The 22,513-nt window shown below is 39.6% G+C and carries 26 protein-coding genes; 10 read left to right on the top strand and 16 right to left on the bottom strand.

Annotated elements, in window-relative coordinates; translation table 11 throughout:
* The first annotated feature begins 120 nt into the window (after positions 1 to 120).
* Positions 121 to 1,323: a DUF4010 domain-containing protein gene (locus tag FTU92_RS04240; protein WP_180095726.1), complete on the top strand. Its 1,203-nt coding sequence runs from the start codon at positions 121 to 123 to the stop codon at positions 1,321 to 1,323.
* Here the strand turns inward: FTU92_RS04240 and tsaA are convergent.
* Complete coding sequence (gene tsaA, locus FTU92_RS04245; protein ID WP_207973603.1) at positions 1,320 to 2,057, bottom strand: tRNA (N6-threonylcarbamoyladenosine(37)-N6)-methyltransferase TrmO; 738 nt, start codon at positions 2,055 to 2,057, stop codon at positions 1,320 to 1,322. The genes FTU92_RS04240 and tsaA overlap by 4 nt on opposite strands.
* Before the next feature lie 120 nt (positions 2,058 to 2,177).
* Between tsaA and FTU92_RS04250 the strand changes: the two genes are divergently transcribed.
* Complete coding sequence (locus FTU92_RS04250; protein ID WP_004972950.1) at positions 2,178 to 2,957, top strand: ferredoxin--NADP reductase; 780 nt, start codon at positions 2,178 to 2,180, stop codon at positions 2,955 to 2,957.
* Positions 2,958 to 3,016: 59 nt separating this feature from the next.
* Here the strand turns inward: FTU92_RS04250 and FTU92_RS04255 are convergent, their stop codons facing one another.
* The 3 genes from FTU92_RS04255 to FTU92_RS04265 form a co-directional block, all read right to left on the bottom strand.
* Positions 3,017 to 3,202, bottom strand: coding sequence for a hypothetical protein (locus FTU92_RS04255; protein ID WP_004972947.1), 186 nt, complete (start codon positions 3,200 to 3,202; stop codon positions 3,017 to 3,019).
* Positions 3,203 to 3,222: 20 nt separating this feature from the next.
* Positions 3,223 to 3,477, bottom strand: a complete 255-nt coding sequence (locus FTU92_RS04260; RefSeq protein WP_004972946.1) for a hypothetical protein — start codon at positions 3,475 to 3,477, stop codon at positions 3,223 to 3,225.
* Positions 3,478 to 3,703: 226 nt separating this feature from the next.
* Complete coding sequence (locus FTU92_RS04265; protein WP_178318927.1) at positions 3,704 to 4,324, bottom strand: cation transporter; 621 nt, start codon at positions 4,322 to 4,324, stop codon at positions 3,704 to 3,706.
* Positions 4,325 to 4,399: 75 nt separating this feature from the next.
* Here FTU92_RS04265 and cadR point away from each other — a divergent pair, with 75 nt between their 5' ends.
* A complete protein-coding gene (gene cadR, locus FTU92_RS04270) occupies positions 4,400 to 4,801 on the top strand; it encodes a Cd(II)/Pb(II)-responsive transcriptional regulator (protein WP_004972941.1) in 402 nt (133 codons plus the stop codon).
* Between the two features lie 49 nt (positions 4,802 to 4,850).
* Here the strand turns inward: cadR and arsH are convergent, their stop codons facing one another.
* From arsH to FTU92_RS04285, 3 genes are all read right to left on the bottom strand, one after another.
* On the bottom strand, positions 4,851 to 5,555 hold the full coding sequence (arsH, locus tag FTU92_RS04275) for an arsenical resistance protein ArsH (protein ID WP_004972939.1): 705 nt from the start codon (positions 5,553 to 5,555) through the stop codon (positions 4,851 to 4,853).
* Between the two features lie 72 nt (positions 5,556 to 5,627).
* Positions 5,628 to 6,686 carry an ACR3 family arsenite efflux transporter gene (gene arsB, locus FTU92_RS04280; protein WP_179991050.1) on the bottom strand — a complete coding sequence of 353 codons (1,059 nt, stop codon included), beginning with the start codon at positions 6,684 to 6,686 and terminating at the stop codon, positions 5,628 to 5,630.
* A 4-nt stretch (positions 6,687 to 6,690) separates the two neighbouring features.
* On the bottom strand, positions 6,691 to 7,008 hold the full coding sequence (locus FTU92_RS04285; protein WP_004972936.1) for a metalloregulator ArsR/SmtB family transcription factor: 318 nt from the start codon (positions 7,006 to 7,008) through the stop codon (positions 6,691 to 6,693).
* A gap of 98 nt (positions 7,009 to 7,106) precedes the next feature.
* Here FTU92_RS04285 and arsC point away from each other — a divergent pair, with 98 nt between their 5' ends.
* The 3 genes from arsC to FTU92_RS04300 all read left to right on the top strand — a co-directional run bounded on the left by arsC (position 7,107) and on the right by FTU92_RS04300 (position 9,439).
* The gene (arsC, locus tag FTU92_RS04290) at positions 7,107 to 7,535 is read left to right on the top strand and encodes an arsenate reductase (glutaredoxin) (protein WP_004972934.1); all 429 of its coding nucleotides are present in this window, start codon (positions 7,107 to 7,109) and stop codon (positions 7,533 to 7,535) included.
* 224 nt (positions 7,536 to 7,759) lie between these two features.
* Complete coding sequence (gene yegQ / locus FTU92_RS04295; RefSeq protein ID WP_131261785.1) at positions 7,760 to 9,142, top strand: tRNA 5-hydroxyuridine modification protein YegQ; 1,383 nt, start codon at positions 7,760 to 7,762, stop codon at positions 9,140 to 9,142.
* Between the two features lie 27 nt (positions 9,143 to 9,169).
* Positions 9,170 to 9,439, top strand: coding sequence for a YfhL family 4Fe-4S dicluster ferredoxin (locus FTU92_RS04300; protein ID WP_004972931.1), 270 nt, complete (start codon positions 9,170 to 9,172; stop codon positions 9,437 to 9,439).
* Positions 9,440 to 9,675: 236 nt separating this feature from the next.
* Here FTU92_RS04300 and ahpF read toward each other — a convergent pair whose 3' ends face one another.
* The 7 genes from ahpF to FTU92_RS04335 form a co-directional block, all read right to left on the bottom strand.
* On the bottom strand, positions 9,676 to 11,241 hold the full coding sequence (ahpF, locus tag FTU92_RS04305) for an alkyl hydroperoxide reductase subunit F (RefSeq protein WP_096901839.1): 1,566 nt from the start codon (positions 11,239 to 11,241) through the stop codon (positions 9,676 to 9,678).
* 216 nt (positions 11,242 to 11,457) lie between these two features.
* Entirely contained in the window at positions 11,458 to 12,375 is a 918-nt protein-coding gene (locus FTU92_RS04310; RefSeq protein ID WP_131261786.1) for a hypothetical protein, read from the bottom strand.
* A 56-nt stretch (positions 12,376 to 12,431) separates the two neighbouring features.
* Complete coding sequence (locus tag FTU92_RS04315) at positions 12,432 to 13,559, bottom strand: toxic anion resistance protein (protein ID WP_104852204.1); 1,128 nt, start codon at positions 13,557 to 13,559, stop codon at positions 12,432 to 12,434.
* Between the two features lie 30 nt (positions 13,560 to 13,589).
* A complete protein-coding gene (locus FTU92_RS04320) occupies positions 13,590 to 14,381 on the bottom strand; it encodes a tellurium resistance protein (protein WP_180095701.1) in 792 nt (263 codons plus the stop codon).
* A 213-nt stretch (positions 14,382 to 14,594) separates the two neighbouring features.
* Entirely contained in the window at positions 14,595 to 14,999 is a 405-nt protein-coding gene (rnk, locus tag FTU92_RS04325) for a nucleoside diphosphate kinase regulator (protein ID WP_004972920.1), read from the bottom strand.
* Positions 15,000 to 15,162: 163 nt separating this feature from the next.
* On the bottom strand, positions 15,163 to 16,416 hold the full coding sequence (glyA, locus tag FTU92_RS04330) for a serine hydroxymethyltransferase (protein WP_019836649.1): 1,254 nt from the start codon (positions 16,414 to 16,416) through the stop codon (positions 15,163 to 15,165).
* Positions 16,417 to 16,593: 177 nt separating this feature from the next.
* Positions 16,594 to 17,856, bottom strand: a complete 1,263-nt coding sequence (locus FTU92_RS04335) for an alpha/beta fold hydrolase (RefSeq protein WP_180095703.1) — start codon at positions 17,854 to 17,856, stop codon at positions 16,594 to 16,596.
* A 251-nt stretch (positions 17,857 to 18,107) separates the two neighbouring features.
* Between FTU92_RS04335 and FTU92_RS04340 the strand changes: the two genes are divergently transcribed.
* The 3 genes from FTU92_RS04340 (at position 18,108) to FTU92_RS04350 (ending at position 20,230) form a co-directional block, all read left to right on the top strand.
* Positions 18,108 to 18,806, top strand: coding sequence for an exonuclease domain-containing protein (locus FTU92_RS04340; RefSeq protein WP_154321257.1), 699 nt, complete (start codon positions 18,108 to 18,110; stop codon positions 18,804 to 18,806).
* 109 nt (positions 18,807 to 18,915) lie between these two features.
* Entirely contained in the window at positions 18,916 to 19,632 is a 717-nt protein-coding gene (locus tag FTU92_RS04345) for a hypothetical protein (protein ID WP_178318921.1), read from the top strand.
* A 229-nt stretch (positions 19,633 to 19,861) separates the two neighbouring features.
* Positions 19,862 to 20,230, top strand: a complete 369-nt coding sequence (locus FTU92_RS04350) for a hypothetical protein (protein WP_371971679.1) — start codon at positions 19,862 to 19,864, stop codon at positions 20,228 to 20,230.
* Positions 20,231 to 20,344: 114 nt separating this feature from the next.
* Here FTU92_RS04350 and FTU92_RS04355 read toward each other — a convergent pair whose 3' ends face one another.
* Positions 20,345 to 20,563 (bottom strand): hypothetical protein, encoded by a 219-nt coding sequence (locus tag FTU92_RS04355; RefSeq protein WP_004972907.1) that lies wholly within the window; start codon positions 20,561 to 20,563, stop codon positions 20,345 to 20,347.
* 531 nt (positions 20,564 to 21,094) lie between these two features.
* On the bottom strand, positions 21,095 to 21,292 hold the full coding sequence (locus FTU92_RS04360; protein WP_004972905.1) for a hypothetical protein: 198 nt from the start codon (positions 21,290 to 21,292) through the stop codon (positions 21,095 to 21,097).
* 434 nt (positions 21,293 to 21,726) lie between these two features.
* Here FTU92_RS04360 and FTU92_RS04365 point away from each other — a divergent pair, with 434 nt between their 5' ends.
* Positions 21,727 to 22,458 carry a Fic family protein gene (locus tag FTU92_RS04365; protein ID WP_180060922.1) on the top strand — a complete coding sequence of 244 codons (732 nt, stop codon included), beginning with the start codon at positions 21,727 to 21,729 and terminating at the stop codon, positions 22,456 to 22,458.
* Positions 22,459 to 22,513: the final 55 nt, after the last annotated feature.

The following is a 22,513-nucleotide window of genomic DNA, read 5'->3' on the forward strand; positions in this document are numbered from 1 at the left end:
TGGCGATAAACACAATTCAAATATATGATGTTTAAAATAACACCTTGTATTTGGAATGTTGCTGTGGATTTTCTGACTCCTCCATCTTTGGTTACAACCAATTTTCCCGAACTGCTCACCATGTTTGCAGCAGCACTTGGCTGTGGCTTACTGATTGGATTAGAGCGTGAACGCAGTAAAAAAAATGGACAACATCACCGTTTTGCAGGCGTACGTACCTTTGGAATTTGCGCATTATTAGGTGCCATTTGCTTCTTATTGGGCACGAGCATTGCCATTGTGGGTGCGTTGATTGTTGGGGGAATTGGCTTATATTCCCTCAAAAATCAAACGGAAGATGACCCCGGCGCTACCACCGAACTTGCCTTCGTGATGACCTATTTTATTGGTGCATTGTGTTTATGGAATATTCCATTGGCAGCAGGTTTATCGGTTATTTTGACAGGTTTACTCATGACCAAGCACACCATGCATGGCATTGTCAGTCAGTGGATTACCGAAGCTGAACTACGTGATGGCTTGTTCTTACTGGCTTTGGTGTTAATTGCCTTGCCGCTGACACCCAATACCGCACTATGGGGCAATGTACTTAATCCTTATGTGATTTTAAAATTATTGATTTTAATTTTAAGTGTGCAGGCTTTAGCGCATATCGCTAAGCGCTTACTCTCAAGCAGCAATGCCCTCATGTTGTCTGCGATTGCTTCAGGTTTTGTATCAAGCACAGCAACCATTGCCAGTTTAGGCATGGAAGTACGCGCAGGTCGTGGTGAAGCACGTGCCAACGCAGGTGCAGCGCTGATGTCTTGCGTGGCGACTTTAGCGCAAATGTTGATTATTGTGGCGGGTGTCAATCTGATTTGGTTTAAGTTATTAATTATTCCAAGTTTGGTCGGAATCGCGATTTTGGTTGTAGCGGGTGTCTGGTTGCTCAAAAAACATAAAAGTACGGCAACGGCAAAGCCAGAAACCGATACCCGTATGTTTAGCCTTAAAGAAGCCGCAATTATTGTGGCGACATTGACCGCAATTCAAGCGATGGTATACGGCTTGGAACAAACCCTTGGGGATGCAGGTTTAATCATTGGTACCCTGCTCGCCTCGTTATTTGAGGTTCATGCCGCAATTGCAACCGTGGTGATGCAAGGTCCACCCAGTCAGCAAATGTTGCTGTACGCCTTAATTTTAGGTCTTGTTGCTCATGCAATTTCTAAATGTATCAATGCCGCACTCATTGGCGGCTTACGTTTTGCACTTTATTTCGCACCTACCCAAATTCTGCACATGCTGGCGTTGGTGGCTATTTTATATATGATGGTTTAATCGACAGCGATTAAAACAATTTTTAGGATGTGTACTGCGTGCTGATCGACACGGAAACTGACATCAAAATCTGCAAAATTCATGGTGTAAATTCGTTCAGCATCATCCTGATATGCAGGTCGTGGATCTAAAGACAAGACCTGTTCCAATTCCTGCGCAATCTGTGGCTGTAATACGCCAGATTCGAGCAACTGATTTTTTTGCGCTTCGGCTGTGTCCATCCATAGCACTGTTTTTCTTATGGGTTCATCTTGCGCATAACCACTTTGTGCATCAGGCACAGCATCTGAATATTGAATATAAGGTTTAATATCCAAAATAGGCGTGCCATGCAACAAATCTGCTCCTGTCACATAAACTCGCAGTGACTTACCCACTTTTTTGACCTGTTTAAATTGCACTACAGATAAACCAATGGGTGCAGGTCGATACATGCTGCGCGTCGCAAACACACCTATTTTTTGATTACCACCCAAACGTGGCGGACGCACTTGTGCACGAAAACAGGGGTTTTGCTGTTTCTGTACGGTTGGATGAGCATCGGTTTGGTTTTTATTGTCGTGAAATTGCCAGATTAACCATAAGTGACTAAACGCTTCGATCCCTTGAAATGCCAACACATCGTTATAAGGCGCTTGCATTTCAATATACGATTCGACCTGTACCAGATTTGGTTGACGAGGAATACCAAATTTTTCTCGGTAGGGAGAGTGCATAAATCCGATTATTGGCATTTTTAGATCAGTCTTCATCACTTTTTCTGATAAGCTCAATTAAATATATTCAGTTTATAGAGAATGATTTTAGATTAGAATAGCAAGCTGTTCTAATTTGATAATTTATTGAGACCTTTAATGGCTGCTTTCAACGTCGAAAAGATTACTCACGTACACCACTGGAATGACACTTTATTCAGTTTTAAAACGACTCGCGATACCGCACTACGTTTTAAAAACGGTCAATTTGTGATGATTGGTCTGGAAGTAAATGGCAAGCCTTTAATGCGCGCTTACTCGATTGCCAGTGCTAACTATGAAGAAGAGCTAGAATTCTTCTCAATTAAAGTACCTGATGGCCCTTTAACGTCTATTTTACAAAAAGTAAAAGTGGGCGATGAATTGCTGGTTTCTAAAAAACCTACAGGCACTTTGGTACTGGATGATTTAAATCCTGGTAAAAACCTATACTTACTTTCTTCAGGTACAGGTCTAGCTCCATTTTTGGCAACCATCCGCGACCCTGAAACTTATGAACGCTTTGAAAAAGTGATTGTGGTTCACGGTACACGTTTCATTTCTGAATTGGCTTATCAAGATTTAATTCTAAATGAATTACCAAATCACGAGTTTTTCCAAGAACTTGGTATTCGTGAAAAACTGGTATATTACCCAACCGTTACGCGTGAAGAATATCCAAACCAAGGACGTGTGACCACGGCAATTGAATCGGGTGAAATCTTTGAAAAAATTGGTTTACCACGTTTTAACCCTGAAACTGACCGTGCCATGTTATGTGGTAGCCCTGCATTCTTAAAAGATGTTGCAGCATTACTTGACCAACATGGTTTAAAAGAATCACCACGTATGGGTGAATTGGGCGATTACGTGATTGAACGTGCTTTCGTTGAAAAATAAAAGCTGTTGAATCTAAAAAAACCGAGCTAAATAGCTCGGTTTTTTGTCATTAGCATCAATTAACGTACACTGCGACCTTCTTGGTTAGCACGTCCTTCACAGTGTGCACCACCACCAATTACAAACCCACGCTCTGCCTGACATGAACCAATCATACGACCACTCGAATCATAAGTTGTCACTTTTGAAGCACAACCTGTCATCAAAATAGCCGCTGTTAATGCGATTAAACTAGAAATTTTCATTGTATTACCCCTCTAAAAAATTAGTCTTGTTGCAGTGAAATCTGCGAATTATTTGGTATGGTTGGCAATAAACCCGTGCGCTCATCTACTTTAGAATAGTTAATGCCTTGTATGTTGGCACCACCATAACACACAGCTTTAGCCCCCAAAATAAAGCCCTGTGTAGCGACACATGAACCAATCACTTGCCCTGCAGTATCATAAGTCACTACTTTAGAACTACAGCCAGCCAAAGCAATCAGGCTTGCTATAGAAAATAATTTAATTAGTTTCATTTAACCCTCAATTTAAAAAAAATTAAATATTATTCATCGTGTAAATTATTTTTAAATACATCAATTTATTTTTAATTTTAGTTATATATTATTTTTTGTAAATAGCAATTTGGAATAACTTATCGTTATTTTTACTTCAAATTTTAAAATTATTGCGACTACAAAAAATTAAAAGCACTCCATCTAAATCACTCAAATCAGATGGAGTGCTTTTTACGTTTATTCTTTATTCTGGTACATTTATTCTTCGTTCAGCCAAAGCTTGCTGAATCACATGATACCCCGCTGTTAAGCCCAAACTCGCCATAATCACGGCTACCACAAGATCTGGAATCAAACTACCCGTACCAAATACACCCACTGCCGCCAAAATAACTGCGAAATTACCAATCGCATCATTACGGCTACATAACCACACCGATTTCATATTCGAATCACCATCTCGAAATGCATATAAAATCAATGCAGTAACCACATTGGCTAATAAGGCGATGATCCCAATAATACCCATGGTTATGGCTTCAGGTGGAATACCCTGTATATAGGCATAGATAACCTTGCCCATCACCACCACACCAAACAAGGCCATCGTGATGCCTTTGACCAAAGCCACAGTAGCACGCCAATACAAACTTGCACTTAACACCGCAAGTGAAATCCCGTAATTGACAGCATCTCCAAAGAAATCCAGTGAATCTGCCCATAGGGATGATGAATGGGCATAGGCACCACCTATCAACTCGATAAAAAACATGCTGAGATTGATCACCAATGCAATCCATAACGCGGTTCTAAATTTACTATTCGGTTTGATTGGCGCAGGTTCATGACTACACGTACATGCCATAGACACACCTTCTTTCAAAATGAAACTGTTTCGATTATGCTCATTTAAAACTATAGACTTAGTCCAAGGTCAAGTATGGCACAATATTTAATTCATGAATTAGCTAAAAAAGTTGGAGTCAGCACAGATACAATTCGTTTTTATGAAAAGAAACACTTACTCACCCCAAGCTTTCGTGCCGAAAATAATTATCGCTATTACAACGATGAGGCACTCAAGCGTTTGATTTTTATTAAGCGTTGCCGTGCTTTAGATATGAACTTAAAAGAAATTGAAGCCTTAATTGAATTAGAAAAACAGCCGAAACAAAACTGCTGCGCTGTGAATGAATTGATTGATGAACATTTAAGGCATGTAGAAGATAAAATTGCCGAGTTGCAGCATTTTCAGCTACAACTTCAGCAACTTAGACAAGCCTGCACCACGCAAACAACTATTGATGATTGTCAGATTTTAAAGCGACTTGAAGCCGAATAATCGCTCTCTAAGCCTTTTGTAATGCAGTATTTACGTATCTAAAATTGGATTATAAACACTTCTGATTAACACGCTTCGATAGCTGCTCGGCAGTTTCCACACGTTCAGAATAACGATCTACCAAATATGCTGCTTGCCCGCGAGTCAGCAAAGTAAATTTATATAACTCTTCCATCACATCGACAATACGGTCGTAATAGCTAGACGCTTTCATGCGGCCATCTTCCTCAAACTCTAAAAAGGCTTTAGGAATAGAAGACTGATTGGGAATGGTGATCATCCGCATCCAACGTCCTAAAATACGCAATTGATTGACGCTGTTAAATGACTGCGACCCGCCACACACTTGCATTAAAGCAAGCGTTTTACCTTGTGTGGCACGAATTGCGCCCGCGGCAAGCGGAATCCAGTCAATTTGTGCTTTGAAAATCGAACTCATTGAACCATGACGTTCTGGGCTACACCAAACCATACCTTCTGCCCACGCCAACAATTCATGCAGCTCTTGAACTTTGGGATGTGAAGCATCGCCATCTTCAGGTAAAGGCAAACCTTTGGGATGGAAAATTTTTACCTCAGCGCCAAAGTGCTCCAAAATTCTGCCCGCTTCCTGTACCGCCAAACGACTATAAGAACGCTCACGGTTTGAACCGTACATCAATAAAATACGTGGCGGATGGTTCAACGGCTTTGCCTGCACCTGTTCAAAACTTGGTGTAGGCAATAAATCTAAATCAATATTGGGTAATACCATGCTGCATACTCTTAAAACTAAAATGGGCAACGCATGCCCATGTTTTTATCTTAAACCTCAAAATGAAGAAAATTACTTTGAACTGACAATCGACTCATTTTGATAAAACTTTTTACGCAGCCATAAAGACACACTCACCAAAGCAATCAACACAGGCACTTCAACCAAAGGGCCAATAATCGTGGTAAATGCAACGGGAGAAGCCAAGCCAAACGTTGCAATGGCAACAGCAAGTGCTAATTCAAAATTATTCCCTGCTGCGGTAAAGGAAATGGCGGTCGTCCGTGGATAATCATTGCCCATCCATTTGCTCATAAAGAAGCTAATAAAGAACATGGCAACGAAGTAAATAATCAATGGAATGGAAATGCGTAAAACATCCATCGGCAAGCTCAGTACTTCTGCGCCTTTTAGTGCGAACATCGCCACAATGGTAAATAGCAATGCCAACAGACTAAATGGGCTAATTTTGGGTAAAAAAGACGTTTGATACCAATCTAAGCCTTTGCTTTTCACTAAAATCAAGCGTGTTAAAAAGCCCATCAAAAAAGGAATACCCAAATAGATTAAAACAGCTTGGGTGATTGTCCAAAAACCAACATCAATCACTTGTCCTGCCACGCCAAAATACGGCGGCAAGAAACTCAGAAACAGCCATGCATAAGTACTAAAGAATACAATCTGAAAAATACTGTTAAACGCAACTAATGCAGCCACGTATTGGTTATCACCACAAGCCAAGTTGTTCCAGACCAAGACCATCGCGATACAGCGTGCCAGACCAATTAAAATCAAACCTGTCATATATTCAGGATAGTTTTGCAAGAAAATAATCGCCAAAGCGAACATCAAACACGGAGCAATCAACCAGTTTTGTACCAAAGACAACAACAAGGTTCGGCGGTCTTTAAACACTTCTGGCAAAGCTGCGTAATCGACTTTTGCCAATGGTGGATACATCATCAAAATCAAACCAATCACAATGGGAAGATTGACTGTTCCCACACTCATTTGATCTAAGCTTGCCGATACTGCAGGAAATACCACGCCAATCGCAACACCTAGCCCCATGGCAATAAAAATCCATAAGGTCAGATTACGATCTAAAAAAGAAAGTTTGGACTGTGCCATGTGCTTACTCGCAATGTGTTGCAATTGTAGGGTTGATGTGCGTCATCGGGCTGACATCTTGCTGCGCGATAATATTTAAAACAGCAAACGCCCATTCGGGTAAATCTGGGTTCAAACGGTAATACACCCACTGCCCCTGACGTTGATCTAGCAAAATAGATAAATTCCGTAACAACGCCAAATGACGTGATATTTTCGGTTGATTTAACTGCAATTGTTCTGTCAATTCGCATACACAAATATTGTGTTGAGCCATCACCAATTTCAGAATGTCCAGTCGGGTTGGGTCTGACAAACATTTAAAAAAATCAGTTTGATTCATTTTTTATCTGCACTTCAATATTAACTATTGCGAATATACGCATATCCATATATAAATGCAATATTGAAATTTTATCGACCTAAAACGAGTCATTACGCATGAGCAACACCATCAAAATTTTTCATAACCCTGCCTGTGGAACGTCACGCAATACTTTAGAATTAATTCGTAATACAGGACAAGAACCTGAAATTATTGAATATTTAAAAACCCCACCTACACAAGCTGAACTTACTAGCATGATTCAACAAGCAGGTTTAAGCGTGCGCGATGCAATCCGCAAAAATGTAGAACCATACGAACAGTTGCAACTTGAAGGTAGCTCACACAGCGATGCGGAATTAATTGCATTGATGGTCGAGCATCCGATTTTAATTAATCGTCCATTTGTCGTGACCGAGTTAGGTGTGAAACTGTGCCGCCCTTCTGAACTGGTCTTAGACTTGCTCACTCAACCACAATTAAAAAGCTTCAGCAAAGAAGATGGTGAAGTGGTGATTGATAAACATGGGCAACGTGTACGTTAACACGCTTTCATCCATCAGAAATTGATTATAAGCAATCTGTCAAATTGGTATTAAAAGTCCCTTCTCGTGCGTTTTGTATAGCTCAGGATGAGGAACTTTCTATATCAAGATTAGCCCCAGCGTTTCAGCATAAGTTTTCTTCTGAATCCCGAGCTATTTACTAGGTTGAATCCTAAATTTAGATTCATACAATAAAGCCATATTTCTGCTATTGCTTTTTGATCATGACCATTTCCCACGTCACCGAACTTCTCTCTCCTGCTGGTTCTTTAAAAAACATGCGCTATGCCTTTGCTTATGGTGCAGATGCAGTCTATGCAGGTCAGCCGCGTTACAGTTTGCGCGTGCGTAATAACGAATTTGATCATGAAAACTTAGCAATTGGTATTCAAGAAGCACATGAATTAGGCAAAAAGTTTTATGTGGTGGTGAACATCCAACCGCATAACAGCAAACTCAAAAACTTTATTCGTGACCTAGAACCTGTGGTTGCCATGCAACCCGATGCGCTGATCATGTCTGACCCAGGTCTGATTATGATGGTGCGTGAAAATTTCCCCGACATGCCTGTACATTTATCGGTACAAGCCAATGCGGTGAACTGGGCAACGGTGAAATTCTGGCAAAATATGGGTTTAACCCGTGTCATTCTTTCGCGTGAATTGTCGATTGATGAAATTGAAGAAATTAAAAACAACGTGCCTGGCATGGAAATTGAAGTATTTGTGCATGGTGCGCTGTGCATGGCCTATTCAGGTCGTTGCATGCTTTCAGGCTATATGAATAAACGTGATGCCAACCAAGGCGCATGTACCAATGCCTGCCGTTGGGAATATAAAATTCACGATGCAAAAGAAGATGAAACAGGTGACGTAATTCCTGTCAAAAATCTTTCTGAAACTGCCGATGCAGATGAACAACACATGCAGGCACAGCATCAATTTAACGAGCCTGTGTTATTACAACGTAATGACGAAGATATGTTTGCTGCCGAAGAAGATGAACACGGCACTTACTTTATGAATTCTAAAGATTTACGTGCAGTGCAGCACGTTGACCGTTTAACTAAAATGGGCATCCATTCACTAAAAATTGAAGGTCGCACCAAATCTTATTTCTACTGCGCACGTACTGCACAAATTTACCGTAAAGCCATTGATGATGCACTTGCAGGCAAACCATTTGACCCTGCATTAATGACTCAATTAGAAGGCCTAGCTAACCGTGGTTATACCGAAGGTTTCTTGCGTCGTCATGTGCACAGCGAATACCAAAACTACGAAACAGGTTCATCAAGTTTTGATCATCAGCAATTTTGTGGTGAAGTCTTAGAACGTAATGGTGACTACATTAAAATTGATGTAAAAAACCGTTTTGTAGTGGGCGATTCTCTAGAATTGATGACGCCACAAGGCAATATCTATTTCACTTTAACTGAAATTAAAGATAAAAAAGGCAATCTGATTGAAGATGCCAAAGGTTCAGGGCATATTGTAGAAATCCCTATACCTGCAGATGTCGATATGCGTTATGCCCTGCTGATTCGCAACTTACCAAATTCGACTGCAGATATTTCTGCCTCATCGTTGGCTTATCAAGCCAACTAAGTGGCAATAAACTAAGCGAGTTTTGCGATGGCACTCCTGATTACCGACCAATGCATCAATTGCGATATGTGCTTACCCGAATGCCCGAATGAAGCAATTTATGAGGGCGAGAAGGTATATGAAATTGATGTGGCGCGTTGCACAGAATGTGTGGGGTTTTATGACTATCAAACCTGCGTTTCAGTCTGCCCAATTGAATGTATTATTCCGCATCCTGAGCATGTCGAAACCAAAGAGCAGCTACAGGAAAAGTTTAATCAGTTGAATTTATTTGGACAAAATAATAAGGCTAATTAGACTGAAATGAATCTAACTGCTGTAAATCAAACTGGATGTTAAAAATAAAAAAAGAACTGAGTTGTTAGCCGACTCAGTTCTTAAAACCAAAAATAGAATAAATAAACTTTTAATACTGTGCGATAACGCACTTTACTGAACATAGCGCCTGAGTATTGGGGAACTCAGGCGCTATCTTTTTAGCGAATACAATTTAAGGATGGTTAATCCGCGTATTCAGATGTATTCGTTCAGACTTATTGACCTGAACGGATGATGTAATCAAATGCTGAAAGTGATGCTTTCGCGCCTTCACCTGTTGCAATGATGATTTGCTTGTACGGTACAGTTGTACAGTCACCTGCCGCAAATACACCTTTTACATTGGTTTCATTGCGCTCATTTATCACAATCTCACCACGATTCGTCAGCTCTACTTTTGACTCTTTTAAGAAGTCCGTATTTGGTAATAAACCAATTTGTACGAAAATTCCTGCAAGTTCAACAGTATGCTCAACATCTGTCGCACGGTCTTTATATTTCAATGCAGTCACTTGTGCGCCATCACCAATCACCTCAGTCGATAATGCATTGGTAATTACAGTAGTATTTGGCAAGCTGTTCAATTTGTTTTGCAAGACTTGGTCTGCACGTAATTTAGTATCAAACTCTACCAAAGTCACATGCTCTACAATCCCTGCAAGGTCAATCGCTGCTTCTACACCTGAGTTACCACCACCAATCACTGCAACACGTTTGCCTTTAAACAACGGGCCATCACAGTGTGGGCAGTATGCCACGCCGCGGGTACGGTATTCTGCTTCACCAGGTACATTCATCTCTCTCCAACGTGCACCTGTAGACAAGATCACCGTTTTCGATTCAAGTGTTGCGCCATTTTCCAAAGTCACTTCGACCAAACCATTGGCAGTTTCATCAGCACCTTTAATGGCAGATACTTTTTGTAGATTCATAATATCGACATCGTATTCACGCACATGCGCTTCCATTTCTGCCGCAAACTTTGGACCTTGTGTTTTTTGGATAGAAGTGAAGTTTTCAATATCCATGGTATCCATCACCTGACCGCCCATCCGCTCAGCCACAATACCTGTACGAATACCTTTACGTGCTGCATAGATTGCAGATGTATTCCCTGCAGGGCCGCCACCAATTACCAAGACATCAAACGCCTCTTTGGCATTCAGTTTCGCTGCATCTTTGCTCGCAGAATCTGTATCTAATTTAGCTACAATTTCTTCCAAAGTCATACGACCTTGACCAATGTGGTTGCCATCTTGGAATACCATCGGCACAGCCATAATTTTGCGCTGCTCAACTTCTTCTTGGAAGAATGCACCATCAATCATGGTTGCTGTTGTGCCAGGGTTGTAAATCGCAATGAGGTTCAAAGCTTGTACTACATCTGGACAGTTGTGGCAGCTCAACGATACAAACACATCAAAGTGAGATGAAAGATTCAATTCTTTGATTTGCGTTAATACTTCATCCGATACTTTTGGTGCATAACCAGAAGTTTGCAATAAAGCCAAAATTAATGAAGTGAACTCGTGCCCCATTGGTAAACCTGCGAAGAATACGCGCGGTTGCTCACCTACTTTTGCAATCCCAAAACTTGGTGCACGTGCGTTGTTACCGTCAAAACGTGCAGTAACTTGTGGCGAAAGTGCTGCAATTTCTTCAACCAATTCTTTAATTTTGGCAGATTTATCAGAACCATCTAAAGTCGCGACAAGCTCGATTGGGCTTTCAAGACGTTCTAATAAAGTTTTAAGTTGTGTAGAAGTATTTTGGTCTAACATGGCTAACGTCTCCAAGGGAGTAAATTTATTTGTTGATGTCATCTTACGAAAAATAGTTACATAGGGGAAACGGTTTATTTTTATATTTATGATCGTTTTTTTAAATGATAGTGAGTTTCAAGCTTACTATTTCATTTAAAATACCTAAAGCTATTCAATTTAGACATTAACATAAAAACTGAATGTCTGCCTTAAGCAATTGAGCCTAATCATTTTTTATTCAAGTTGTTGTTGAATCCGCAGAATACGCTGCTGTAAATGTCGCGATAAAAACCAGAGTACCGCAGACAGTATTAACATAAGCGCCATAACCGCGAGATTCATATAATAAACCAGCGTATTTAATTGCTGTGCTTGCTGCACTTGCTTATGTACGCTTTGCGCCATAGGCGTTAAAGCTTTGCCATAAACTTGCTGCTGCATCGTCCATAATTGTTCAGGTTTAAATCCATAATGTAAAAATTGCGGATCTTGCTGCTCTGCTTTGACCAAGGTCAACACTTGCGGAATGGCTGCATCTTTATCTGCGGGATGATGCATCAATGCCGTTTGCGCCAACAAATAGGCTTTAACAGGCGCTGCCATTTCTGCATTTTGTAAATAACGCGCCAATTCACTTTCTTGAATGTGCTTTTCATAATGCACAATTTTGGCATATACCTGCTGCGTATCATCTTGTCGGTCATGCTGAACATAACTCAATGCCGACCAAAGTAAAATAAAACTCAGCAACCAAGCTACAAATTTCAAGACAAAGGACTGAAAGCGAATATAAAAAAAACGAATTTTCTTGAGTAGATGAACTAGAACGAATGCACCAATAAATGACACCGACAGTTTTAAAATCAACCAACCCAACCAGTTCAACAAACTGAAAAAATAATCAGGTTGCTGCCCTAAATTTGCCAAAGTCGCATCGACACTTGCAGGCATGTGTAATTGCTGAACTTCAGTGCTTAAACCAAAGAAGCTATAAATCACATCTTGCTGAATAAAAAAGCCAATTGCCGATATAAGCACCACCGTCATAGACAGCACAGCCAAAAAACTGAGCTTTTTTTGACGCTGCTGTAATGCCACAACACCTGTTTTTAGCTGCTGTGGCTGAATGGCATATTCATCAAGTGGGGGCAAATCCGACTCCTTATCAGGTAAATTTCAGATTAAATGAAGTCATTGTCAAAATGCATTTATTGACCAGACTGTTGACTTGAACCAATCACCAATTGATTCAGATTCTCCTGTAAGGCTCGCAAACGCGTAGTCGCTTCTGCACGTTTTTGCATGCCTTCTTTTTGTACCTGGATCACATCGTTCACTGTTTTAATGAGGGTATTTTGTACGTGTTCAAGGGTTTCAATATCAATCACCGAACGCTGATTGGCTTTGGCAGTATCAACCGAGTTTTGATGCAATAAATCTGCATTACGGCGCAGCAATTCATTGGTGGCATCATCAATACTGTTGGCCAGTTGCACACTGTTTTTCTGCTCATTTAAAGAAATCGCCAAACTAATCTGGTTTTTCCACGCAGGTAAGGTAATGTTTTTAATCGCATAAAATTTATCGACCAACATTAAATTATTGGACTGGATAATCCGAATCATCGGCAAAGTTTGCATGGCAGATTGTTGCAACACCTGCAAATCACTCACCCGCTTTTCTAAATTATTAGCAAGATGATTGAGATCATAAATTTTTTGAGTCGTGGTCTGATCCTGCGGCTGCGCGGAAAATTCAGAAATTTGCTGCTGAATTTCCTGCTGTTTTAACTTACCTGCTGCAATATAAATCCCCAATTGTTTATATTCATCTTGCACACCATGAAACATTTTATCCAGTGTATCTACACGGTTTTTTAAACCATTTTGTGAGCTTTCAATTTCTGTGACCAGACTATCAATTTGCGCTTTGGTGCTGTTAAAGTTTTGATCAAAACTTTGTTTAGCGCCTTTTAACTTATTGAATAAACCACCCAAAAAGCCACTGCTTTTGTTTGGATTTAAAATACTGTTGGTATTTAACTGCTGTGCAACCTGCACCACCTGATTCAGCTTTTGCCCTGTGACATCCAAATCCTTATTTTGCACCAAACCTAAAAGCTCATCGGTATAACTTGACGTTTTAGTGGCGATATTTTTGCCATATTCTGCAACCGAATGATGGCTAAGATCGCTTAATTCTTTACGCGCAGCCAGCACCTCCTGAAAGTCATCAGGCTGTAAGCCAATTTCCTGCAAATTGAGTTGCTGAAATTGTTGCTGAGTCTGTTCATCACTCACTTGCACAGCGACGTTGCGTTGTTCAGAAGTTGTCATATTTCGCCTCTATCTAATCAAAACCATGCCTTATGATTGCGCAGGTTTTTCTAAGGATTTTCTTAATGTCTTAATTAAATGCTCACGACTTTGATCCAGCTTTTCTAGCTGACTGTGTGAGCCACTTTGCTGACTTTGTTTGACATGATATTGCCATGCAGGAATGAGTACCTGCTGCGCTTCTTTAAAGCGATCTAACAAACTAAAAGAGAGTTGCTGTGAAAGTTGCATTTGAGTAATCGCAATATCATTACTACTTTGCAAAGTCTTTAAACTATAAATTTTCTTGGCCAGTCGTTCGCTAAAATTATCCAAAGGATGCTGATTGCGCACAAATCGTGGATATTCCACTAAAAACTCATCGGCAGCTTGAATGTATTTCGCCATTTGCTCACGCAAACCAACAAACTGCTGAAAACGTGATTGTGATTTCTGAATTTCAATTTGCAGCTTTTGACTCAAACGGTCTGCTTGCCCTAACAAATGATCTAGGTTTTTATAATATTGCACTTGCCCCGCGCCATATTCCAAATCTATGCCTAGCCACTTTTGTAGTGCATTAAACTTACGTTGCTTTAACACTTTTTTAGATTTGCCAAGCGCCTGAATCAACTGCTCAATGGTCACACTCAATTGCTGAGTTAAATGTGGATCCACCCCATCCAATAAAACTGACTGCGCTTGAATCACCTGATCTGCATAATGATTTAGACGATATTGATCATTCAACAACGGAACTAAATCATTGCGTTGAATCGCCAAAAGCTCTGCACGATCCACCGTAATCTCTTGCAAAGGCAGTAACACTTCAAACTGAGCCATAGACCATCACAACCCTCTTTACATGATTTTATAGTACGTGTTTTTCGGCTAAGGTCATGTAATATTTTGCAATTTTTTATTTCGATCTGCTTAAATGCTTTTTTATAGATTCGCATAACATCAGTCACAAGATGCCTGATTCAAAACACCAGTGCATAAAAAAGCCATGATCAACATGGCTTTCAATGTTCCTAACGCAGGATGATAAACAGATTATAAATAATCGCCTTCACGCTCTGGCTGATACAAAATCTTCTCAATTTTGACTTTCATCATATGACCATCGGGCTGTGGCCATTCAATTTCCTGACCTTCAGCTAAACCTAAAATGGCAGTCCCGACAGGTGCAACCACATTCACCTGCCCTTTCTCACCTTTAAAGTCATGCGGATAAACCAAGGTAATTTCAGTCGGTTCTTTTGCAGGTGCAATGGTAATCAATGCGCGGGCATTCATGCTCACCACATTATTCGGTACATCTTGTGGCGCAACCACTTCAGCACGTGCCAATTCATCTTCTAGATGTTGCATCGTTGGCGTCAATTTAGGTTGATGCTCAAGCATCGTTTCCAAACGGTGCAAATCTTGTTCTGAAATAATAATCTTTGGTCTAATCATTTACTTTTATTCCTGTCATTCCGACAATACTGTCATCATCAGCTTGCCTACAATCATATTCAATACGCTTAAGTTATAACAGAAATTCAGCTTATTGAACGAAAAATCAATTTTTTACATCCATAAAAAAAGCCCCCTTGAGGGGCTTTTCTCAAGGCTGTGCTTATTTTGCGTAAACTGGGAATTTCGCGCAAACAGCTTCAACTTTTGCTTTTACAGTATTAATTACAGCTTCGTCACCTTTGCTGTCAAGAATGTCTGCAATCCAACCTGCAAGATCACGTACTTCTGCTTCACCAAAACCACGTGTAGTTACCGCTGGAGTACCGATACGGATACCAGAAGTTACAAATGGAGAACGTGGATCGTTCGGTACAGAGTTTTTGTTTACAGTAATGTGCGCAGCACCTAACCATGCATCTGCATCTTTACCTGTAATATCTTGCTTGATTAAAGAAAGCAAGAACAAGTGGTTTTTCGTACCACCAGATACTACATCATAACCACGTTCAATAAGAACTTCAGCCATCGCTTGCGCATTTTTAACAACTTGTTGTTGATACGCTTTGTATTCAGGCGCCATTGCTTCTTTAAAACAAATTGCTTTTGCTGCAACTGCGTGTACCAATGGACCACCTTGGTTACCAGGGAACACAGCAGATTGTAATTTTTTCTCGATCTCTTCGTTTGCTTTCGCAAGAATTAGACCAGAACGTGGACCACGCAATGTTTTGTGTGTAGTAGTAGTCGTTACGTCAGCAATTTGCACAGGGTTCGGATATACACCAGCAGCCACTAGACCTGCTACGTGTGCCATATCTACAAATAAATAAGCACCAACTTTGTCTGCGATGTCGCGGAAACGCTGCCAATCTACAATTTGGCTATACGCAGAGAAACCCGCAACAATCATGCGTGGTTTGTGTTCAAGCGCTAAACGCTCAACTTCTTCGTAATCAATTTCGCCAGTTTCTGGGTTTAAACCATATTGGATAGCGTTATATGTTTTACCTGAGAAGCTTACTTTTGCACCATGAGTCAAGTGACCACCATGTGCCAAGCTCATACCTAACACAGTGTCGCCTGGGTTAAGTAAAGCTAAGTAAACTGCAGAGTTTGCTTGTGAACCAGCGTGTGGTTGAACGTTAGCATAATCTGCACCAAAGAGTTCTTTAGCACGGTCAATCGCCAATTGTTCAATAATATCTACGTATTCGCAACCGCCGTAGTAGCGTTTGCCTGGGTAGCCTTCTGCATATTTATTGGTAAGTTTTGAACCTTGAGCTTCCATTACTGCAGGTGAGCAGTAGTTTTCAGAAGCAATTAACTCAATATGAGCTTCTTGGCGCGCATCTTCATTGGTGATCGCTTGAGCTAATTCTGGATCAAATTCGGCAATAGAAATATTGGCAAACATTAGCGAGGTCCTATTAATTTAGGGCTTTTAAGCCGTGCTAAGATTGGCGCGTATTGTAGCATAAAGTTTGTGAACTGAGAGAATGAACTTTGCTCAGTTTTACATAAAAATAGCTCATGTTTCAGATAAAACATGAGCTATTTTAGGTCAAATCAATCTTTATCGTAATTCAACAACTTATTGAATAGGCATTAGTGATTGAACATCTTTGACAATCTCATCCATATTATCCACATACACCGAACCATGATCCCATTTTTGCTCTACAGGTAAATCCTGATCAGTGACGTAATGAATTTTAGTTCCCATCCCTTGAGCTGACTGAACCAAGTAATCCGTGACTTGTTTCGGTACAGTTGGGTCAGCCGTTCCTTGATAAATAAATATAGGCGTACTGATTTTCACTTTTAATGGCTGTGAACCATTGGTTAAGAAATCTTTAACTTCAGAGATGGTCGTCATGAAATTCGGTTGAGTACGTGGATAACCATCCAATTTTCCATAAGTCTGTGCGTGCTCTCGCATTGGCTGAAGCATACTCCCACCTAATGCCTCATAACAGATTGACTCTGCCTGAGCAGCAAGTTGATCTGTTGGTGACACAAATATTTCAGAATATTTCAAGGTTGGAGCAGTATTTCTTAGCCCCGCAGCAATTAGAGCAGTAAACGTATCTAATGGTACAAGTGTCTGTACTTTCTTTATTACATCTGGCTCCTGAGCTGCTTTTTGTTCACCACCCGCCAATACCAACGCTAAATTTGATGCAGGTGCGATAGCTATGGCACCCTTATAATTTAACTGCGCACGCGATGCATACTGCGCTGCACCTAAAGCCGCATGTCCACCCTGTGAATGTCCAACTACACTCCAGCGCGTTTCTGCAGTATTACCCAAAAGCTTGCTTGCAGCGACAACAGCATCTGTAATCGAATAAGCTGCACTTTTTAAATTTAAGAATGGGTGTAATTCTTTACCGCTCGGTTCGCCTAAACCTTCGTAGTCGGGTGCAACAACGGTATAACCTGCTGCCAATAGTTTAGCAATGAAGTACTCATTTCCATTTAAACCTTGACGGCTCGGTGCACACGCATCTGCCACGCCTGTTGTGCCATGTGCCCAAACTACAAGTGGCCATCCGCCCGCAGGTTTAACTGTTTGAGGGGTAAAAACAAGTGCAGTTGCCTGAGTTTCCTGTCCATTTACACCTAACATTTTATATGTCATCAATGTTTTAGATGAACTCACTGCATTTAAAAGATTATTCGCATTTTCACCCTGATCCCGATAAAGCTCTGTTTTCACGACTGGGGCACTAAAATTATATTTCGGAATACCATCCTCAACAACCACAACACTCGTATCGTCATGATCATCATTACAGGCGGTTAAAAACAAACTGCTGCTGGCCAAAGCCACGCTTAACCATATTTTTTTCATTTGCTTACCCTTGTCTTCATATTCTTATTAATTGCATCCTTCGCAATCTTTATTTGTACGCTTTTTTATCGTATCAGGCAAGATTTCAACAATTAATATGCAAGTGTATTTTATTTAAAATTAAACACTTACGGTAAAAATCAGTAAATTGATCACATATACAGCTGTCTATTAAATTTCAATTCAATTTGTCATACGCAGCGGCTAATGTTAGATTGCATTTTTATTGAATGACGCAAGCGAATCAGGACATGCAGGCTATTATTCTCGACACTGAAACCCATACTTTAAATGGACAACCCATTGAGATTGCCTACGCCCCCATTCAAATTCAAGATGGCAAAATCAGTCTAGATAAAAGTAAAATTTTCGATCAGTTGTATCAAGTTGATGAGCCTATTTCATTCGCAGCGATGGCGGTGCATCATATTTTAGAATCGGATTTAATTGATCAACCGCATTACAGTAGTTTTGAATTACCTGCCGAAACCACCTATATCATTGGGCATAATATTGATTACGATATTCGCGCTTTAGAAAAATGTGGTGTGGATACTTCTAAAATTAAAGCCATTTGCACTTTGGCACTTGCACGTCGCGTATGGCCAAACGCCGAAGCACACAATATTTCAGCTTTAATTTATATGATTACCAAAGGCAGCGAAAAAGCGCGTGACATGATTAAAAAAGCGCATCGTGCCGATATGGATATTATTTTAACAGCCAATATTTTGATGCATGAAGTTCATCAACTACAAATTCAAAGTATTGAAGAACTCTATATCGCCTCAGAAGAAGCACGTATTCCACAAATTATCAATTTTGGTAAACATCGTGGTACGGCAATTGCCGACCTTCCTGCCGATTATGTGCAATGGTTATTAAGACAAGAAGATTTAGATCCTTACTTACGCAAGGCGCTCGAAAATACCAGCATTTTGACTTTATAAATGTTTCAAGTGAATCTTATTGCATTTACCTGTCATAAATTATTCATATTATTGTAATTTTCAAAGTCTATGCTTTGCCTTAATTTATTGGGGAAATAAATTAAGGCTCATGTTTAATTATCAAAAAACTCAACTCGGTCTAGATGCATTACAACAGCGCACACGTGATTTAAATGCACGTCAACGTCGTTTATTGGTACTGATTGGTACTGAAGATTTTGATTTACTCGGAGATCAGTTCAAGCAACGTCTTGCACCACCTGAATTGATTGAACAGCTATTAGATATGCAACTAATTGCCCCTGCTGCGCTTGAGCAAGATACATTGCAACAACAAGAGCAAACGGCTAACATTCTGCTGCAACAAGCGCCAGTGCCATCATCTACCACTTTGCGCACAGAAATTCATAGCCAACTTGCAAGCAGCACCCCGCAAGCCCATGCTGAGAGTTTGGCAGAACCAATCCGCACCCAACATCTTCAAGTAAATTCAGTTCCTGCATATTTAGAAGCACGTGTTGCAGCTGCCATTAATACAGAACAGCCCGCTGAACAACCTGAACCACAAGCAGAAATACAGCCTGAAATTACTGCCTTGAGTTTTGAAGATGTAAAATTTCTCATGATGGATACTTTACAGCGTCATTGTGGATTAATGGCAAAACAACTGATTCAGCGAATTTTACAAGCGCAGGATATTCGCAGCTTAAAACTCTGCCAAATGCAATGGATTACCTCTTTACAAGAAACTCGTTTGCCGCCAAAAGCACTCAATCAGATTTTGCAGCAAATCAATCACTCCCTACAAAAGCTTAATCCGACTTAAAGCTTAGATTTTTTTACTTAGTTTTAAGTCTTTTTAACAATTAAAACCATGCTCAGGGATATATGGATTAATTTATTTTTATTACTTTTCAACACTTTAAAAACACATATAAATCCACATCTAAACCTTAGATTCATTATCCCTATAAAAGCTAAGACTTTAGCGGCATAGCCCCGACTCATAAAAATCAGCGATATAGTATTTTCCAGAATTGTTGAGGCACAGGGTCATGATGAATCATGCATTTTTTTTAGCGTTTGATGCTTATGACAATCCAATGCAACTCAGTAAAGTTGGCAATTGGGTGATTACCTTTTTAAGCCCAAAAGATCAGGAAAGCCAAATACAGTTAGCGATTACCAATGTGTTGCCGCGTCAAATTTCAGCACATTTACAACCGCGACGCATAGTGATTCAACAAAGTACAGATGCCCAGCTCTGGCAAATCTTGCAAATTGAATGTTTTGATAGTCAAACCAATCAAGAGTTGAGTTTTCAACCCGATGATGACATTGGGCAAGCGGTCATTCAAAAAATTATTCAAGAGTTTGATAAATACGATGTAAATATCCAACTTGTAGAAGATCAGACGGTTTAAAGCGATATGTTTTACACTTAATGAGCACTTTATTTACGTGTGCTTTAAAAATCCTGCGCACAAAAAAGCTCATCGAAATGAGCTTTTCTAAAAATAAAGTAGTCTCACAAATATTTACTCCAACACACGGAAAATACTATCAGACTCGCGGCTTTCAAACAAAAGTTCGATGCTTGGTAAAATCACTTCACCTTCCACAATAATGTGTTCAATTTTGTGAAATAGTGCCAAACCCGCTGCCAATGAAGTTTCTGGGATATTACGTAGCAATGCTTTTGCTTCGTAAATATGGCTAAACTGGTCTTTAACTTTAATATCGATGATTTGCGTCATTGTTGTTCCCTTTTTCTTGACGGAAATTTTTTATACCATAGCTTATAAATTTTTTAAAAAAGTGAGTTGTTAGATTGTTTGACAATGTAGTATTTTTTTAAACTAAATTTAAATTATCTAATAAATTCAAACACATATTTTTTAAAATTTTATTTACAACTTACAAAACCACAGTAAATTTGCTTGTTTTTCATTCTAGCACATAAAAAACTCGCATTGCTGCGAGTTTTTTATGTTGGAAGGCTAGTGCTGATTTTATTGTTTGAACAAGAGTTACAAACTCAACGAGCTGTCATTGATCCGTCCAACTGCATCGTAGCGTCTATTACATTGAATGACCTACTGTAGTTTTAATATAGTGAAACTTATTTTTTGCTGCAATAGCCCACTACATTTCAACACATTCACACAGCAAAATTTCAATTGATTTAATTTTCAGTTACGGCATAATTTTATGCGGTTAAAAGCTCCAGCTTTGCGATTAGCTTCTGCATAACTTGGCGATACTTTCAAATAATAAGAAGTCGACGATTATTCAATTAACTCAATTTCATAATCAACATCTTGCAGCATATCTTTATTGTATAGCTTTACCATTGCTGTTGCTTCAGCATAATCGTAGAACAAACCTTCTGCGACGGCTTTACTGCGAAATTCCGTGGTACCAATTTCATTATCATGCGGAACAAAATATAAGTTTTCTGGAATGAGTTTAACGATATAGCCCACGAAGCTGCCCTCAGATTTTTCAGTTTTAAAATATGTGAGTTTTATATGCTGAAAAACGTGATCAGGCTATGGCAAATAAGATCGAATGTTTATCTTAATTTTTTATATACTTTTCAACTATTTTTTATATTACAGTTCAATGCTTATATACTAATTTGGTGCGCTCAGCGCGCACCAGAAACCATCAGTAGGCTATTGATAGTATTTAACTTTTCATACTTAAAGATTTTATTTACCGTATTAAATACCGTAAAAACTCTAATCAGATGTATGACATCAAATGCCTAATGATTTTATTTCCCACATCCATGATTTAGATCTATCTCATTATTCTATCATATTCAATCTCTCATCTATGATACGCTATATCATTACGTTTTTAGATGCTCCGTTTTTCATGTATCATTAATTAATTAAGATTCAGGGTTCAGGGCATGTTTGAAAGTATTGATGATTTAAAGAAAAAATTAGATCAGCATCGTCCTCTTGCTTCTGCAATTGTAAAAAATTTACAAGAAGATCTTATTGTCCGTTGGACATATCACTCGAATGCGATTGAAGGTAATACACTTACATTGCTAGAAACAAAAGTCGTTTTGGAAGGAATAACCGTTGGTGGCAAAGCATTACGAGAACACTTCGAAGCAATCAATCATAGAAATGCAATTTACTATGTTGAAGATATTATTAGAAAGGAAGAACCTTTTTCTGAATGGCAAATTCGCAATATCCATCAACTCATTTTAAAGAATATTGACGATGATAATGCTGGCCGATATCGCCAGCAAAATGTATTGATTTCAGGTGCTACAACTACACCACCGGACTATACCCTACTCAATGATAAAATGGCTCAATTCGTAGACTGGTATAATAGTGAAGCACATAAACTACATCCAATTGAACGTGCAGCCAAAGTACATGCTGATTTTGTTGGCATTCATCCATTCATTGATGGCAATGGGCGTACATCACGTCTATTGATGAATCTTGAATTATTAAAAGCTGGCTATCCGCCTTGTGTTATCACTGTTGAAAGTCGATTAGCTTATTATGAAGCTCTTGATCAATGGATGGCTTATGGGGAAACTGACGCATTTATCCACTTGGTTTCCGATACGGTACTCGCAGGATTTAAACCGTATCAAGTTGTATTAGGAATTTGAGAATAATATTCGCCATAAATGTTGAGATATCAATTTAATGGGTAGTGTTCAAAAA

It is taken from the genome of Acinetobacter sp. YH12205 (assembly GCF_013418125.1).
GTDB lineage: Bacteria > Pseudomonadota > Gammaproteobacteria > Pseudomonadales > Moraxellaceae > Acinetobacter > Acinetobacter towneri.

Bases quoted from the DNA above. Each gene is read 5' to 3' on its own strand.
- cadR (WP_004972941.1), top strand. From the start codon at position 4,400: ATGGCACAATATTTAATTCATGAATTAGCTAAAAAAGTTGGAGTCAGC.
- FTU92_RS04255 (WP_004972947.1), bottom strand. From the start codon at position 3,202: ATGAAAATTTCTAGTTTAATCGCATTAACAGCGGCTATTTTGATGACA.
- FTU92_RS04320 (WP_180095701.1), bottom strand. From the start codon at position 14,381: ATGGCTCAGTTTGAAGTGTTACTGCCTTTGCAAGAGATTACGGTGGAT.
- FTU92_RS04250 (WP_004972950.1), top strand. From the start codon at position 2,178: ATGGCTGCTTTCAACGTCGAAAAGATTACTCACGTACACCACTGGAAT.
- FTU92_RS04365 (WP_180060922.1), top strand. From the start codon at position 21,727: ATGTTTGAAAGTATTGATGATTTAAAGAAAAAATTAGATCAGCATCGT.
- FTU92_RS04345 (WP_178318921.1), top strand. From the start codon at position 18,916: ATGTTTAATTATCAAAAAACTCAACTCGGTCTAGATGCATTACAACAG.
- FTU92_RS04315 (WP_104852204.1), bottom strand. From the start codon at position 13,559: ATGACAACTTCTGAACAACGCAACGTCGCTGTGCAAGTGAGTGATGAA.
- FTU92_RS04335 (WP_180095703.1), bottom strand. From the start codon at position 17,856: ATGAAAAAAATATGGTTAAGCGTGGCTTTGGCCAGCAGCAGTTTGTTT.
- arsH (WP_004972939.1), bottom strand. From the start codon at position 5,555: ATGGTATTACCCAATATTGATTTAGATTTATTGCCTACACCAAGTTTT.
- FTU92_RS04260 (WP_004972946.1), bottom strand. From the start codon at position 3,477: ATGAAACTAATTAAATTATTTTCTATAGCAAGCCTGATTGCTTTGGCT.
- ahpF (WP_096901839.1), bottom strand. From the start codon at position 11,241: ATGTTAGACCAAAATACTTCTACACAACTTAAAACTTTATTAGAACGT.
- yegQ (WP_131261785.1), top strand. From the start codon at position 7,760: ATGACCATTTCCCACGTCACCGAACTTCTCTCTCCTGCTGGTTCTTTA.
- tsaA (WP_207973603.1), bottom strand. From the start codon at position 2,057: ATGCCAATAATCGGATTTATGCACTCTCCCTACCGAGAAAAATTTGGT.
- FTU92_RS04265 (WP_178318927.1), bottom strand. From the start codon at position 4,324: ATGGCATGTACGTGTAGTCATGAACCTGCGCCAATCAAACCGAATAGT.
- FTU92_RS04300 (WP_004972931.1), top strand. From the start codon at position 9,170: ATGGCACTCCTGATTACCGACCAATGCATCAATTGCGATATGTGCTTA.
- rnk (WP_004972920.1), bottom strand. From the start codon at position 14,999: ATGATTAGACCAAAGATTATTATTTCAGAACAAGATTTGCACCGTTTG.
- arsB (WP_179991050.1), bottom strand. From the start codon at position 6,686: ATGGCACAGTCCAAACTTTCTTTTTTAGATCGTAATCTGACCTTATGG.
- glyA (WP_019836649.1), bottom strand. From the start codon at position 16,416: ATGTTTGCCAATATTTCTATTGCCGAATTTGATCCAGAATTAGCTCAA.
- arsC (WP_004972934.1), top strand. From the start codon at position 7,107: ATGAGCAACACCATCAAAATTTTTCATAACCCTGCCTGTGGAACGTCA.
- FTU92_RS04350 (WP_371971679.1), top strand. From the start codon at position 19,862: ATGATGAATCATGCATTTTTTTTAGCGTTTGATGCTTATGACAATCCA.
- FTU92_RS04285 (WP_004972936.1), bottom strand. From the start codon at position 7,008: ATGAATCAAACTGATTTTTTTAAATGTTTGTCAGACCCAACCCGACTG.
- FTU92_RS04355 (WP_004972907.1), bottom strand. From the start codon at position 20,563: ATGACGCAAATCATCGATATTAAAGTTAAAGACCAGTTTAGCCATATT.
- FTU92_RS04240 (WP_180095726.1), top strand. From the start codon at position 121: ATGTTTGCAGCAGCACTTGGCTGTGGCTTACTGATTGGATTAGAGCGT.
- FTU92_RS04340 (WP_154321257.1), top strand. From the start codon at position 18,108: ATGCAGGCTATTATTCTCGACACTGAAACCCATACTTTAAATGGACAA.